The organism is Nocardia sp. PLKS1-43, assembly GCF_059510335.1.
The window spans coordinates 312,089-326,338 of the sequence record NZ_JCAJZQ010000003.1; the positions used below are offsets into that span (position 1 = coordinate 312,089).

General features: G+C 66.6%; 15 protein-coding genes and 3 tRNA genes. 4 read left to right on the forward strand and 14 right to left on the reverse strand.

From position 1 onward, the window contains the following. Positions 1-160: 160 nt before the first annotated feature. Positions 161-832 (forward strand): PAS and ANTAR domain-containing protein, encoded by a 672-nt coding sequence (locus tag AC5WS7_RS13275; RefSeq protein ID WP_495954758.1) that lies wholly within the window; start codon positions 161-163, stop codon positions 830-832. 156 nt (positions 833-988) lie between these two features. On the opposite strand, the gene AC5WS7_RS13280 is transcribed toward AC5WS7_RS13275, so the two are convergent. Beyond that, positions 989-2,032, reverse strand: a complete 1,044-nt coding sequence (locus AC5WS7_RS13280; RefSeq protein WP_495955172.1) for an NAD(P)-dependent alcohol dehydrogenase — start codon at positions 2,030-2,032, stop codon at positions 989-991. A 118-nt stretch (positions 2,033-2,150) separates the two neighbouring features. On the opposite strand from AC5WS7_RS13280, the gene AC5WS7_RS13285 reads away from it, so the two are divergent. Then, a complete protein-coding gene (locus AC5WS7_RS13285; RefSeq protein WP_495954759.1) occupies positions 2,151-3,074 on the forward strand; it encodes an MmyB family transcriptional regulator in 924 nt (307 codons plus the stop codon). A 503-nt stretch (positions 3,075-3,577) separates the two neighbouring features. Here the strand turns inward: AC5WS7_RS13285 and AC5WS7_RS13290 are convergent. The 3 genes from AC5WS7_RS13290 to AC5WS7_RS13300 all read right to left on the reverse strand — a co-directional run bounded on the left by AC5WS7_RS13290 (position 3,578) and on the right by AC5WS7_RS13300 (position 4,579). Beyond that, positions 3,578-3,650: transfer RNA gene (locus AC5WS7_RS13290), tRNA-Arg, on the reverse strand. 36 nt (positions 3,651-3,686) lie between these two features. Beyond that, positions 3,687-3,776, reverse strand: a tRNA-Ser gene (locus AC5WS7_RS13295). Between the two features lie 86 nt (positions 3,777-3,862). Beyond that, positions 3,863-4,579, reverse strand: coding sequence for a dienelactone hydrolase family protein (locus tag AC5WS7_RS13300; protein ID WP_495954760.1), 717 nt, complete (start codon positions 4,577-4,579; stop codon positions 3,863-3,865). A gap of 122 nt (positions 4,580-4,701) precedes the next feature. Between AC5WS7_RS13300 and hisC the strand changes: the two genes are divergently transcribed. Further along, complete coding sequence (gene hisC, locus AC5WS7_RS13305; RefSeq protein WP_495954761.1) at positions 4,702-5,781, forward strand: histidinol-phosphate transaminase; 1,080 nt, start codon at positions 4,702-4,704, stop codon at positions 5,779-5,781. 21 nt (positions 5,782-5,802) lie between these two features. Here hisC and AC5WS7_RS13310 read toward each other — a convergent pair whose 3' ends face one another. Beyond that, on the reverse strand, positions 5,803-6,858 hold the full coding sequence (locus tag AC5WS7_RS13310; protein WP_495954762.1) for an alpha/beta hydrolase: 1,056 nt from the start codon (positions 6,856-6,858) through the stop codon (positions 5,803-5,805). 127 nt (positions 6,859-6,985) lie between these two features. Here AC5WS7_RS13310 and AC5WS7_RS13315 point away from each other — a divergent pair. Continuing rightward, a tRNA-Ser gene (locus tag AC5WS7_RS13315) sits at positions 6,986-7,070 on the forward strand. Here the strand turns inward: AC5WS7_RS13315 and AC5WS7_RS13320 are convergent. The 9 genes from AC5WS7_RS13320 to AC5WS7_RS13360 are packed head-to-tail and all read right to left on the reverse strand — an operon-like array spanning position 7,036 to position 14,216. Further along, a complete protein-coding gene (locus AC5WS7_RS13320; RefSeq protein WP_495954763.1) occupies positions 7,036-8,322 on the reverse strand; it encodes a tyrosine-type recombinase/integrase in 1,287 nt (428 codons plus the stop codon). The two genes, AC5WS7_RS13315 and AC5WS7_RS13320, sit on opposite strands and share 35 nt — an antisense overlap. Then, positions 8,322-8,522 (reverse strand): helix-turn-helix transcriptional regulator, encoded by a 201-nt coding sequence (locus AC5WS7_RS13325; RefSeq protein ID WP_495954764.1) that lies wholly within the window; start codon positions 8,520-8,522, stop codon positions 8,322-8,324. Before AC5WS7_RS13325 ends, AC5WS7_RS13320 begins: the two co-directional genes overlap by 1 nt. Beyond that, positions 8,512-9,552, reverse strand: a complete 1,041-nt coding sequence (locus AC5WS7_RS13330) for a sigma-70 RNA polymerase sigma factor region 4 domain-containing protein (protein ID WP_495954765.1) — start codon at positions 9,550-9,552, stop codon at positions 8,512-8,514. Before AC5WS7_RS13330 ends, AC5WS7_RS13325 begins: the two co-directional genes overlap by 11 nt. Next, positions 9,549-9,935, reverse strand: a complete 387-nt coding sequence (locus tag AC5WS7_RS13335; RefSeq protein ID WP_495954766.1) for an ASCH domain-containing protein — start codon at positions 9,933-9,935, stop codon at positions 9,549-9,551. The genes AC5WS7_RS13330 and AC5WS7_RS13335 overlap by 4 nt, the downstream gene beginning before the upstream one ends. Beyond that, a complete protein-coding gene (locus tag AC5WS7_RS13340; RefSeq protein ID WP_495954767.1) occupies positions 9,923-10,156 on the reverse strand; it encodes a hypothetical protein in 234 nt (77 codons plus the stop codon). Before AC5WS7_RS13340 ends, AC5WS7_RS13335 begins: the two co-directional genes overlap by 13 nt. Further along, complete coding sequence (locus AC5WS7_RS13345; RefSeq protein WP_495954768.1) at positions 10,156-10,869, reverse strand: DUF2786 domain-containing protein; 714 nt, start codon at positions 10,867-10,869, stop codon at positions 10,156-10,158. Before AC5WS7_RS13345 ends, AC5WS7_RS13340 begins: the two co-directional genes overlap by 1 nt. Continuing rightward, positions 10,866-11,888 carry a hypothetical protein gene (locus AC5WS7_RS13350; RefSeq protein WP_495954769.1) on the reverse strand — a complete coding sequence of 341 codons (1,023 nt, stop codon included), beginning with the start codon at positions 11,886-11,888 and terminating at the stop codon, positions 10,866-10,868. Before AC5WS7_RS13350 ends, AC5WS7_RS13345 begins: the two co-directional genes overlap by 4 nt. Next, the gene (locus tag AC5WS7_RS13355) at positions 11,885-13,642 is read right to left on the reverse strand and encodes a hypothetical protein (protein ID WP_495954770.1); all 1,758 of its coding nucleotides are present in this window, start codon (positions 13,640-13,642) and stop codon (positions 11,885-11,887) included. The genes AC5WS7_RS13350 and AC5WS7_RS13355 overlap by 4 nt, the downstream gene beginning before the upstream one ends. A gap of 22 nt (positions 13,643-13,664) precedes the next feature. Then, positions 13,665-14,216, reverse strand: a complete 552-nt coding sequence (locus AC5WS7_RS13360; RefSeq protein WP_495954771.1) for a hypothetical protein — start codon at positions 14,214-14,216, stop codon at positions 13,665-13,667. Positions 14,217-14,250 lie beyond the last annotated feature (34 nt).

Sequence of the window (14,250 nt, forward strand, 5' to 3'; positions counted from 1 at the left end):
CTCACCGGGGCCGCCCGCACCGCGCGAATCATCCGCGCCTCCAGGCAGGGCTCGAACGTACGGCCGCTACAGCTACATGTGCGACATGCCACATAACGGATCGACCAATGATCGGTCCATCCTGTTCGGCCGCGAACTCGATGCGGCCATACTGTCCCGAATGGGCGAATCGTTCGTTCCGATGGAAGCTGCCACAGGCTGCCGAGTGGATCCCTCGACAGCGGGCAGCTTCCGTTTCTGGTTCGCCGGCGGGCGCTGGGAATGGTCGCCGGAAGTGTTTTGCATGCACGGCTATATTCCGGGTGAGATCGAGCCGACCACCGAGTTGGTGCTGTCCCACAAACACCCCGACGACCGCCAACAGGTCGCCGACCTGATATACCGCGCAGTGGAAAATGGCGAACCCTTCTCCAGCCGTCACCGTTTCCTGGACACCACCGGCGCGATACACAACGTCATGGTGGTAGCGGACCGTATCGTCGAGCCCTCCGGAACGGTCGCGGGCATGTCGGGCTTCTACATCGATCTGACCGAAACACTGGCCCAGAACGAAAAAACAACGGTCGCAACGCTGCTGCCGGAAATGCTCGAAGCCCGCGCCGTAATAGAACAAGCCAAGGGCGTGCTGATGCTGATGTACCGAATCAGCGCACCCCAAGCATTCCGCCTATTGGTATGGCGCTCCCAGGAAACCAACGTGAAACTCCGGACCCTGGCCTCCCAATTGATCGCCGACCTGGCGCTGCTCCCGCCTCCCGAGCCCGGGGTGACGAATGTGTTCGATCACCTCCTGCTGACGACACACGAGCGGCTTCCGGAAGCGCATCGCTGAGGGCGCTCGCCGCTTCCGCGTCGAAGGTTCCGGCTCCCGTATGCATGCCCCGAATCGCGTCGGTGTGCCGCGATCATGACCTGCCACTCGGCACGCCGAAGCGGCATGAGTACACGATGACCGGCCCGGCTGCACACTCCCGCCGACGAGTGCCGATCAGATCGTGGCCGTGTCGATCACGAAGCGGTAGCGCACGTCCGAGTTGTCGACCCGTTCGTACGCTTCGTTGATCCGGCTCGCCTCGATCAGCTCGATCTCCGCGCCCAGGCCGTGCTCTGCGCAGAAGTCGAGCATCTCCTGTGTCTCGGCGATGCCGCCGATCATGGAGCCCGCGAGAATCTTGGATCCACCGAGCAGCGAGAACAGATTGAACGAGATGGGCTCCTCGGGGGCGCCCACATTCACCAGCGCGCCGCCGGTCTTCAGCAGGCTCAGGTACGCGCCGAAGTTCAGCGGGGCGGACACCGTGGAGAGGATGACATCGAAGGAACCGGCCAGATCCTCGAACGTCTTCGGATCGTTGGTGGCGTGGTAGTGGTCGGCGCCCAGCCTCAGGCCATCGTCCTGCTTGCGCAGCGACTGCGACAGGACGGTGACCTCCGCGCCGAGAGCGTGGGCGATCTTGACGCCCATATGCCCCAGCCCGCCGAGACCGACCACGGCGACCTTCTTGCCGGGACCGACACCCCAGCGCTTGAGCGGGGAGTACGTGGTGATGCCGGCGCACAGCAGCGGCGCCGCCACGTCGAGGGGAATGCCCTCGGGGATGCGGACGGTGAACGCCTCGGCAACGACGATCTTCTGCGAGTAGCCGCCGTAGGTGGGTTTTCCGTCCTTGCCGATTCCGTTGTAAGTCTGCACATTTCCCCGCACGCAGTGCTGTTCCTGGCCGTTGCGGCAGGGCTCGCACTCACGGCAGGAGTCGACCATACAGCCGACGCCGACGCGATCGCCGACCTTGAACTTCGTCACACCGGGGCCGACCGCCTCGACGATGCCGGCGATCTCGTGCCCCGGGACCATCGGGAAGATGGCCTCACCCCAGCCTGCCCGGGCCTGGTGGATGTCGGAGTGGCAGATCCCGGCGAACTTGATATCGATCAGCACGTCATGCTCACCGACCGTGCGGCGTTCGATGGTGGTGCGCTCCAGCGGCGCCTTGGCGCCGGGCGCGGCGTATGCGGCAACAGTAGTGGTCATGACTTCCAGCGTGCTGGACGGATCGGCATTCGCCCAGACCACCGCTTTGCGTACGTCCAGTGGTCCTACCACTGACAGCATCAGGCTCATGGTCGTACGACCGGGAATACTGGAGAGCATGAGCGACAACCCCGCCCCGGACGATGCTCACACCAGCCACTCCGACGGCCTGGACCAGCGCGCCGAACTCAGCGAGTTCTTGCGCACGCGTCGGGCCCGGCTCGAGCCGGGCGATGTGGGGATTCCCTGGCAAGGGCGACACCGGCGGGTGCCAGGGCTGCGTCGCGAGGAGCTGGCTCAGTTGGCCGGCGTATCCGTGGCCTACTACACCCGGCTCGAGCAGGGCAACGGGCGCAATGTATCGGCGGAGGTGCTCGATTCGATCGCACGCGCCCTGCGGCTGACCGATGCCGAACACGCGCACCTGACCCGCCTCGCCAAGCCCAAGCAACTGCGGCGCAAGAATCGAGCACCCGAGCGGCAGCAGGTGCGGATCGGACTGCGGCAACTCCTGGGGTCGATGGACGGGATGCCCGCGTACGTGGCCGGGGCGCGGTCGGAAATCCTCGCCTGGAACCGGATGGCGGCGGCGCTCTTCGGCGACTGGGGGAAATTGCCGCCGGCCGAACGCAATTGGGCATGGCTGACCTTCCTTTCTCCCGACTACCGGCGGCTGTTCCTCGACTGGGATTCCAAGGCGTCCGACATGGTCAGCTACCTGCGGCTGTACGCGGGTCAGCACCCGGACGACCCGAAACTGTCGGCGCTGGTGGGAGAACTGTCAGTCAAGAGCGAGGAGTTCCGGAGGCTGTGGGCCACACACGACGTGAAAGAAAAGGGGCACGGTGTCAAGCGGATGCGGCACCCTCTGGTCGGTGAGCTGACCCTGGCGTACGAGACGTTGTACCTGCCGGACGACGCGGAGCAGTACCTGTGTGTCTACCACGCGGAACCAGGCTCGCCGTCCGCCGAGGCCCTGTCCCTTTTGGCCAGCTGGGGAACGGACGCCACCCAAGCGCCCATCGATTCAACTCGCCCCTGACAGAACCAGCGCCCCATCCGGGCTCGTCGGTGGAGCGGCATATCACCGCCGAGGCGCGGACCCGTCTGTGGCGCACCCGGAGCCGACGGAGAGGACGTCGCTCGGTCGCCGCCGCAGTGCGTTCAGGCCGGCGGGTGCTTCGTGCAGGTCGGCAACAGGTAGCCGAATCCGGTCATGCTCGAGGAACCGGGCTCGAGGTCATCGGCCCTGCCAGGTCGCCTGCCTCCCGCACAGCCGGGTGTCGACCACACCCGGATGACGGCCCCGGCATTGCCGGTTGCCGGACCACCGCTGGGCCAGTGGGACGCCTCTGGCGCACTGCACTCCTCGAAACCCGCTGGCCAGCCGAACTGCCCTGCCGTTGGTGTGGGCGCGGCCAGCGGAACTCCTGGTCACCACAAGCCGAATTCGCCAGACTTATCGGCGCCATCCAATCCGAACCGGACCAGCATCGCGGATGACGAGCCTTCCGGCCGATCGCTGTCGAAAGAGGCTCCTCACTGCGCGCCCGAAGGGATTCGAACCCCTAACCTTCTGATCCGTAGTCAGATGCTCTATCCGTTGAGCTACGGGCGCAGGTCTATCAAGTTGTGTGTCCGGCGGACCGGACGGTGGCGGAGGCGAGAGGATTTGAACCTCCGGTCCCCGTGAAGGGACAACTCATTAGCAGTGAGTCCCATTCGGCCGCTCTGGCACGCCTCCTGGAGCCTTCTCTTCGAGGGCCCGGTCCTTTCGAACCGCCGAGACGAAAGAGTACAGAGCTACAGCTCAGGACGCAAAACGGCTGGTCAACGTAGGTGAGAATCGAACCAGTCGAAGATTCTGGTGTGCGCGGAGACCAGTTCGTCCGCGTCGGCGGAGTCGAAGGCGAGGCGATCGGGGCGGTGCCCCAGGCCCGGATAGCTCACGACCAGGGTCGCCACCGCGGCGCATGCGGCGGCGTCTCGCAGACGCTCGACCTGATCGGCCGAGATGACCGGATCGTCCGCGCCGTACAGGCCCAGCCAGGGGGCCTGCAGGTGGGCGGCCGCCCGGACCAGCGCGTCGGCGCGGTCGGTGAGCGGCTCGTCGATACCGGGCGCGGCGACACTGACCGCCGCGCCGATCCGGCGATTCGTGGCGACGAGGAACGCGGCGGTTCCGGCGCTGTCGAATCCGAGCACCCCGGTCAGGTCCGGAAAGACGCCGTGCTCGACGAGCCAGTCGAAACAGGCGTCGAAATCGGCGAACAACTCCTCGCCGAAGATCTGGTCGCCGTCGGCATCGCGATGGAACAGATTGGGCGCCACGACGATCCAGCCCTCGGTCGATAGCGCCGTCATCAAATCCAGCAATGTTTCGGCGAATTCTCGTGATTCGTGCAGCAGTACGATTCCGCCGCGCGCACGGCGCTCCGGTTCGATCACCCGAATGGGTACTCGCGCGATTGTGGTGGCCTGTCCGTCCTGCGCCTGACCGGGGTCGCCGGCGCGCAGGGGCGCGTAGTCGTGATAGCTGCCCGGCATGCCGCCAACAATAGTTCGGCCGGGTAACATTCCGGACAACTCGTACGGCGAATATTCGAGGGGAAATGGCCCGTGGCATCCACCGGGTAATCGCTCTCCTACCGCCCGTCTAATGTGGAGGGGTGACCGCTCGTATTCGTCCGGACCTCGAGTCCATCCCGGCCTACTCCCCCGGCCGCAGCCACCCCGGCGCGGTGAAACTGGCCAGCAACGAGACCACCCTCGGCCCGTTGCCGACCGTCGCCAAGGCCATCGCCGAGGCCGCCGAACAGGCCAACCGGTACCCGGACAACCAGTCCAGCGAACTTCGCGCGGCCATCGCGGCGTTCCACGGCATCGAGGTCGAGCGGGTCGCGGTGGGGTGCGGCAGCGTCGCGCTGTGCCAGGAGCTGGTGCAGATCACCTGCGATTCCCTCAGCGACGAGGTGCTGTTCGCGTGGCGGTCGTTCGAGGCGTATCCGATCGTCACGCAGGTGGGCAACGCGACGTCCGTGCAGGTGCCGCTGACCGATGGGCTGGTGCACGACCTCGACGCGATGGCCGACGCGATCACCGAGCACACCCGCCTGATCTTCGTCTGCAATCCGAACAATCCGACGGGCACGGCTGTCGGCCGCGCCGAGCTGATCCGGTTCCTGGACAGGGTGCCCGAGCGCGTTCTGGTGGTTCTGGACGAGGCGTATCACGAATATCTGCGGCTGCCCGCCGACGACCACCCGAACGGTGTCGAGATCGGCCGCGACCGCCCGAATGTGCTTGTGCTGCGGACCTTTTCCAAGGCCTACGGCCTGGCCGGACTGCGCGTCGGCTACGCGGTCGGCGATCCGGAAGTGATCACCGCACTGCTCAAGGTGCATATTCCCTTCAGCGTGAACCGTCTCGCCCAAGCGGCCGCGATGGCCTCCCTCGAGGCCCGCGACGAACTGCTCGATCGCACCGAACACACTGTCGCCGAACGTGATCGGATCCGCTCGGCGCTGCTGGCCGCCGGATACCCGGTCGTCCCGAGCGAGGCAAACTTCGTCTGGCTCGCATTGGGTTCGCGCAGTGCGGAATTCGGCGAGGCGAGCGCGGCGGCCGGAGTGCTGGTGCGCCCCTACGGCGCGGACGGCGTGCGGGTGACCGCGGGCGATCCGCACGAGAACGACCAATTCCTCGCGTTCGCAACCGATCCGGAGATCACCGGGCGTTTCCTGGGCTGACGCGGCAGGGCCGACGCCGGCTCAGCTGACGCCGAGCGCACCGGCCAGCGTCGGCCAGGCCTGCGGCAGCTCGGCGGCCCAGTACGGCCAGGAATGTGTGCCGACGCTGCGCAGATCGACCTTCGCGGGGATCTGCATGCGCTCGAGGCGGTCGGCCAGCGCCATCGTGCAGGCGTACGCGCCGGCCTCGAGCGGGCCGCCGAAGACGACCGAGGTGCGCGAATCGGGATTGCTCGGGCCGTCGAACGAGCCGGGCAAACCGTTGCCCGCGGACAGGAACAGGGCCGTACCGCGCAGTTGGTCGGCATGCGCCATCACGTCGTGCGCGAGCCAGGCGGGGTTGTTCTGTTCGCCGAACATATTGTCCGGATTCCCGTTGTAGGTGCTGATGATCGCGCGCGCCTGTGCCTGGCCGACATCCGACCCCATGGCGTAGCAGCCGCTGTGCGCGGCGACCGCGCGATACGCGCCCGGATGCCGCATGGCCAGCATCATCGCCGCCTCCGCGCCCATCGACACGCCCTCGAGCGCCTTCAGACCGTTGCCGTCGAACTTCGCGTCGATCAGCGGGGGCAGCTCGCTGGTGAGGAAGGTCTCCCACCTGTTGGCGCCCAGCACCGGATCCGGATGCTGCCAATCGGTGTAGTAACTGGCCGGCCCGCCGAGCGTGAGCACCACGTTGACGTTCTTGTCGGCGAAGAACTGCACCGCGCCGCCGTGCTTGGTCCAGTTGTTCACCTCGTTGCTCGCGCTGCGTCCATCGAGCATGTACAGCGTCGGGCGCGGGCCGTGGTTGTCCTTCGGCAGCAGTAACTCCACCGGCACTGTGCGGCCCATCGCGGGCGACCGGACGAACACCTTCAACCGGCGATCGGTGATCTTCTGAACGCGGTCGATCGAGGCCGCGACCGGGCGCGGATTGTCCACCGGAGCCTGCGGTTCGGGACCGTCCGACGACCCGGTATTCACTGGTGGACCTGCGAGCGCGGTCGGCGTCGTCCCCGTGGCCGCACCGATCACCAGTGCGACGCACGCGAGAGCGCCGGCAACCCGACGCCGGGTCCAACGGCGTCTCATGGCCGACATACTGCCAGAGTCCCCTGAATCGTTCCTGTGGGACGACAGCGACACCCCCGAACCGCCGATTCGGCAACCCACCCCTCCCGCCGCTACTCTGAAACGGCCCCGCTCCCACGCGAGGCGAGGTGGGTTGCCCGAGCGGCCTAAGGGAACGGTCTTGAAAACCGTCGTGGTTCACGCCACCGTGGGTTCAAATCCCACACCCACCGCAGGTGAGGGACCATTTTCACCATCTTCGACGGCGGGTTTGTCGGGCGCGGCCCGCAATTGGCCCGCAGCAGCCACAGCACCCGCCTGCATCCCGGCTGCCACGGTGTCGAGGTCATCGGGATACAGGTGGCCATACAGATCGAGCGTCAGCGTGGCCGTCTTGTGCCCGAGCATCTTCTGAACGACCTTGATATTGGCGCCGGCGCGGATCGCGAGCGACGCCGCGGTATGGCGCAATCCATGCGGAATCACACCGTGTAATCCGGTTGCCCTGACCGCTTGATCGAACGCCCACCGAAATTCGCTCGAGGTCAGGTATTCACCGGAACGGCTGGGAAACACCAGCGCTCTCGGTGTGAGGTTCTCGGCCTTCCGAGTCAGTTCAGCCGCCAGGAATTCTGGGACCGGCACCTCACGGGTGGTGTGGTTCTTCGTGTCGGTCTCCACGACGCCCTGGCCAGTGACCGATGATGCCGATCGTGACACTCGAATTCGTCGTCTATCGAGGTCGAGATCGACCGCGCGCAGAGCCGTAGCTTCACCGAATCGAATGCCGGTATACGCGAGGGTGAACACCAACGCGCGGAATCGGCCGGCAGCGAGCGCCAACTCCATGACCTCCAGGTGAGTGAGATAGCGCCGCTCGCCGGCCGCCATCGGCGGCAAGTCGACGTCCTCGGCTGGGTTGGATGCCAATCGCTTCGACTTGATCGCGAACCGAAGGACGCGATCAAGTATCTGGTACGACTGAGTCACTCGCGATGCCGAAAGGCCGCGGCCTTCAAATCGAGTGCTGCCGGATTCCGAGAGCGACACAATCCAGCCTTGGACATCTTCGAATTCGATGTCCCGCAAGGGAATTTCTCCCCATCGCGGAAGTACCACGGTGTCCAGCAGTGACCGGTATCCGGCGACCGTCTTCGGCTTGCGGCCCTTTTTCGTGGCGAACCATTTCTCGGCCACCACCTCGAACCGCACACCACTGCGATCCGGGTCTACCCAAGTGCCAGTCACAACCTTCGTTGTGACATCACCGTCGAGGAAGCGCTGCGCTTCGATTTTGGTCCCGAACAACCGCTCACGCTCGACGCCGTTCGGATCGACATATCGTGCACGCCAACGCTTTCCCTGTCCGTACTTCGCGGACCGCTCCCGACTGCTGACCTTCTTGCCTGTAGCAGGGTCCGTCTTGGTGACAGTCTTCATCCAGCGGTCCTCGACACCGGAGCGCGGATTGCGAACCGCTGTCATCAGGCGGCACCTCCACGGGTGGCCTTTGCTTCCTGCTCGGCGATCCAGGCCAGGATCACGCTCTTGCGCCAGACCCGACGCCGGCCCATCTTGAAGTTGGCAGGACCGGCACCGATGTGCGCCCAGTAGCGCCAGGTGGCGGCGGGAATTCCGGTCAGCTGTTCGCAATCCTTCGCCTGCAGATACATCTCACTTTCCATGTTGTGTTCCTCCTTCCGTCGCACCGATGTGCTCGCGCGCAGCGGTGAGAGTGCGGGTGACTGCTGAGGCGCTGAGTTCGACGTGGTCGGCGATGCGCGAGTGCGACCACTGCTGTTCGAATTTCAGCCGCAGGATGGTGGCGACCTTGTCGGGGTCGCGGCGGCCGGCGGGGTCGGCCTCGCAGACCGCGTCAGCGATTTCAGCCCACCGATCCTGCGCACTGCCAGCTTCGAGGGCGGTGCGTGGCGTCTGCTCGATCTGCTGCAGCGGTGCCACGGTGGGCAGGGTTTCGGTGGTCGCGTAGGTCTCGGTACGCAGTTCACGCACCGAGACGGTGCGTACGGTGTCGGGGCTGCGCACCGGGTCCGGGTCGCTGTGCACCGCTGGTGCGTTAGGGATCGAACGGTTCGCTTGGTGGTGCTCACGGATGATCATGTGCGCCAGGGCTGCACCCATTCCGAGGACGGCGACCGGGAGGCAGGCGACCAGCACGGTCACGCCCCACGGTGCGGCGGTGACGCCGGCGGCGCGCATGAGGTGGTAGGCGACCTGCCCGACCGCGCCCAGGATCAGGCTGCCGAACGCGGAAATTTTGGCGTAGCTGCGGGTTCGGTTGGATCGGATCCGTCCGGACAGCCACACGTACAGCGCGTAGGAGGCGTAGGTTTCCATCCCGATCGGCAGGGTGATCGCGGTGTTGAGGGTGAACCGGTCCCAGATTCCGGGCAGCGGGTGCACGGGTCCGAACCCGGTCAACTGGCCGAGTCCGACCCATCCGGACCAGATCGCCACGAACGCGGGCAAGGCCAGCAGCAGGATCGGCCACGCCCGTAACGGCTTGTTTTTCGACTGCGCACCGCCCGGTGCGTGCTGGTGCGCACGATCCTGGCTGCGCACCGCGTGCGCACCATCGGTGTCCGCGACCGGCTGTTCGTGGTGCGTGGGCGCGGCCTGGCCGGGCAGATACAGCATGCGCGAGCCGACCTCGACGGGTTCGAATTGTCCTGTCGGCGGGACGGGGGTGGTCATTGCGCACCGCCTTCCTGGATGCGCATGGGCTCGCCGGTCGTGTCCAGATAGCGCCACCGGATCCGGGTGATCTGGCTGTCGGGCCGGATGTCGTGGTGGGTGTTGCAGAAGAACTCGACGAACTGAGCAGGGGTCCACTCGGGGAATCCTTCCGCGGCGACCTCGGCGCCGGTGATGGCGTCGAGGCGTTCGCGGTGCACGGAGACGATTTCGACGTCGGTGATGCGGTCCAGTGGCTCACCGGGCTTGCGGCCCTGCACCTTGCGGCACAGGGTGACGCGGTCGCCGGGCCGCAGCATGCGCCAGCCAGCGCGGCGGGTCACGGTCTTGGTGCGGCTGCGGACCTGGGGTTCGGTGAGCGCGACGGACATCAGTCGGGGCATGCGGCCCCCTCGGGGGTGTCGCTGCCGGCGTCGGTGCGGGGTCGGGCTTCGAGGTAGGCGCTGACGGTGGTGCCGTTGCGCTGGGGGAAGATCCGCCAATCGGTGACGATGTCGACGATGGGGTCCAGCGCATCGATCATGGTCTTGACCACGGCTCGGTCGCCGGTGACACGGAGTTTGACGGTGTCGGGGGCTGCTTCGGTGTCGTGCTGGTCGGTCATCAGCATGCCTCCTCGTCGATGGGCGGCTCGTAGACCGCGGTGTAGAGCTTGGGGGCGGCGAAGTTCGCGCGGGCGGGCTCGCCCAGGCCCTCGTAGCGGATACCGACCTTGCCGCCGATCGCGGTGCGGTTGACCCCAGCGTCGAGGCAGGCCCCGATCAGCGCGTCGGCGATGCCGGTGCGCACCCAGACTTTCCGCAGGCCCTGCCCGTAGGGTTTTGCCGTGCCGTCGGTCTGGATGATCAGGATCGGCACCATCAGCTCGTTGCCGTCGGCGTCGAGCTTGGGCGCCTTGGTGTAGTAGTCCAGATCCGGCTCCTCCTCCATCGCGACGATGTACCCGTTGACCTCGGCGCCCGGTTCGCTGGTGCGGCCGAACCCGGCGCGGGCGCGCGGGTTGAACGCGTTGCGCAGGGTGCCGTCGGTGGCCTTGCGGGTGGGCTTGCTCGGCTTGGTCTTGGTGGTGGTGTTGGTCATGGTGGTGGTCCTCCTCGATGTCGTGGTGGTGGTGGGCTGCTGTGCCGGGCCGGGCCGCGCCCCGGTGGGGCGCGGTGTTTCGGTGGCGGGCTGGGTGTGCGGTGTGAGTGGCAGGCCGTGGGTGCGGGCGAGTTCGTTGGCCTTGGCGTAGAACAGGGCCGCTTCGGGGGTGCCGTCGACGCTGGCGGCGTGTGCGCGGAGTTTGGCGACCTTGTCGCGGGCTTGAGTCGGTGTCACCGATCCAGCCCTCCCAGGTGCGGCAGGGTGGGGCGGGCGAAGACCGGCACCGGGAGGGTTGAAGCCGTGGCCGATCCTGGACCCGGCCGCCGGTGATCGGCTGGACTACTGTGCCGCTCCACGGCTGCAGGACCAGGCTTGGTGCCCGTTTGCGGCATCGCGCCGCGCGGATCGCGTGCGGGCGCCGCCGGCCCGCCGCCCGAGGTGGCCAAGGTGTTGTTGTCCTGGTCGAGTCGCCGCGGCTGTTCGTTCAGCTCGGTGAGGTGTCGGTCGCGTTCGGCCAGTTCGGTTTTCAGCGTGGCAACCTGCTCGGTGAGCGCGGAGTTTTCGTCGGTGAGACGTTCGAGTCGGGCGTCCAGGTCGCTGATCTGGTGCTCGTGCTCGGCGATCGTGCGGTCGTGCTTGGCTTGAAGGTCGTCGAGCTTGGTGTCGGTTATCCCGGCCTCGCGGAGCGCGACACCGTGCCACTCTCGTTCGATCCGTATCTGTTTGCTCAACGCGGCGTTGTCCCGTTCGAGGCCCTCGATACGGCGATCCCGACCTGTCAATCGCTTTGTCAGCTCGACGTTCTCGGCATACTGCTCATTCAGGTCGTCCACAATGCTGCTGGCCCAGGTCTCACGCTCGGCGATGATGTCCATCAGCAATTCCGGGCCTGCCACTGCGGCGATGTCGCGTTCGAGCTCGTCGCTGGCGTGCTCGAACGTCTGGTAGAGCTCTTCGACATCGTGCGTGGGCGTGGCGGTCTGTACCGGCTGGGAGGGCTCCCAGTTCCTGAGGGCTCGCAGGGCGTGCGCACGTTCGGGATCGACTCCCGAACCGACCGTGGCGATGTCTGTGAGCAGCGACCGCAGATGCGCCATGTGGGAGCGACGCATCTGGTCCTCTTGGACGTTGTCGGGTGTGCTGGCGGCAGTGGTACGGGCGTGGTCGATCGCGGTGCTGATCTCATCGAGGCGCTGGTAGCGACTGACGACGTCCCCGATGGTGAGCGGGGTGTGCTGGGACTCGCCGTTCATCGGTCCAGTCCGTTCATCGCGGGGCGGGGCAGGACCGGGCCGGAGAAGATCGGCTGCGCCAGTTTCGGGCCACCGGGCATCGCCGGCGCCGTCGGGCTGGGCTTGCGGATCCGCTCGTTGTCGGCGAATTTGCGGACCAGATCGGTGTTCTCGGTGCGCAACTGGGCGTTCTCGGCCTGCGCGGCCTGGAGCCGGGCCTGCAGCTGCTCGATCCGGTCCAACGTGGTGTTGTGGTGGCGCTCCTGGTGGGCGATGACCTTATTGATCAGCTCGTCACGGGTGCCGTAGTTGAACAACACCTGCCCCGACAGGTCGGAGGCGTCTGCGTCGACGGACATCTCACTCGGCACGGCGCCGTGGTCGTAGACGTAAGCCAGCATTCGGGCTTTGTCCGGCCAGCCCTGCGAGTCATCGCTGAGACGATCCAGCACCGCGGTGAATGCCTCGGCTTTCGTCTGCGCGGGGATGCGCTCGGCGTCCTTCCAGTTCCTCTCCAGATAGTCGTGAGTACCGACGATCACCTCATAGCCACGCGCGGGCTCTTCCGGAACCGGAATCGAGGCCTGGTGCTGGTCGATCTGAGTGGCGAGCTGGTCACGCTCCTGGGTGACCGTTCCGAGTTCGGCGCGGGCCTGGTCGCGCTCCAGCTCGACGGCGGCCTTGTCCTGCCGCAGGGCGTTCAGCTCCTGCTCCACCTCCGCGGGCACGATGGATGCGCGGTGGAGGTTGTCGACGCCGTAGAGGGCTGCTTCGACCAGGGCAGCCTGGTCCGGCCCGAGGCTGCGCGCGTCGGCGATGATCTGCTCACGCATACGAGCGTTGGCGCGGTCGATTGGTTCCAACTGCTCGGGGTTCTCGCCGGCGTAGCTGTCCCGGTACTGCAGGACGTCGGCGTACAGGTCGATCCGGGCGGTCAGCCCGCCCACGGTCACCTGCGGCGATGCCGGTGGAGCAGTAGGGACCGGAACCGGGTCGGGTCCCTGTGCCGGGGTGCGCTGCTGCTCCTTCTGGAACGGGATCGCACCTGCGGCTTGCATGCCGCGGGCTCGATCGGCCTGCAAGTCTCGGATGATCTGCGCGCTCTGCTCGGGGCTGTACTGCTCGGCCCATTCCTTGTGCCACATGGCTTCCTCGGCCGCGTCGCGGTCGATGGCTGCCCGGTCGGACTGCGGTGGGGCGGACGTGGTCTGCTCGCGCCGCAGGTGCTGCCACTGCTGCACGCGCTGCTGTTCGCCCGGTCCGGCCAGGCCGAGGCGTACGCGGGTGAATCCGTCGTGCAGTCGTGCGCGCAGGGCCGCGATGCCACTGGTCTTGCCGAACACGGTCTTGATCGGGATCCGCGGGTGCTGGTGCGCGATGGCCAGGGCACGATCGGCCTGGCCGCGTTCGACGGCGGTCAGGTGACCGGCGGTGTAGATGCTGGTGCGCAGCTGTTCGTGCTCGATCGCCAACTGTTGCTGGCGGGCGAACCAGGTTTCTTGGGTGTCCCAGGAGCGAACGTCGCGGTCGCGCAACAGGTTCCACCGGTACTCCAGGACCCGGCGCTCGATGCCGGCGCGTTCCTGGGCGTGCGCGAACTCGCGCTGGTGGTTGTCGAGCTTGATCAACCGGTTGATGTCCTGGCGGACACTGCGCGGCACCCGGCGGGCTTTCGGGTTGTTGGCGCGCCAGGTGTTGATCAGCTGGTGCACCTTGTGGCCCAGGCTGGCGGCCTCGCCGGTGATCTGGTCGATTTCAGAAGAGTTATTGGACATAGGCTTTGGACCTCCTTGGGGGTCAGTGAATGGCACGGGCCGCGCTGTGGAGGCAGGTGCGGGCGTGTTCGGGGTGAGCGGCCCACTGCCGGAACAGGTTGGAGAACTCGGCGACGAGGTTGACCAGCGTGCGCTCCTCGTTGACAGCCGCGATCTGGATGTCGACGGCGTCGGGTTGCGCTGGCGGGGCCGGGATATCCCAATCAAGACGCCATGCGGTGGCCAGTTCGCTCGGGACGCATCGGGCAATGAATTCGCTGGCGCTGGTGGGCGGGCCAGCGGGGGCGTCCATGATCAGATGCAGTGCAAGGCTGCGCATTTCGATCGCGAACGCCGGCACACGCCCTTCGGCTGCGGCGATGGCGATCGGCCCGGCGCCTTCGAACAGGATCCGGAGTGTGTTCGAGTCCAGGGCCCACAGCCAATCCAGCTCGGGGCGGTCCATGTCTGTGCCGCACACCGGACAGTCGTCGGCGTGACCGGGGTCGGAATCAGGGTCGTCGAGCGTGTCGAACAGCTGGTCATCGTCGAGGTAGTCGATGTCGGCCGGGTTGTGAGAGGTGTTGTCGGGCATGGGGTGAGACTCCTTCCAAGTCAGAACTGCTGGT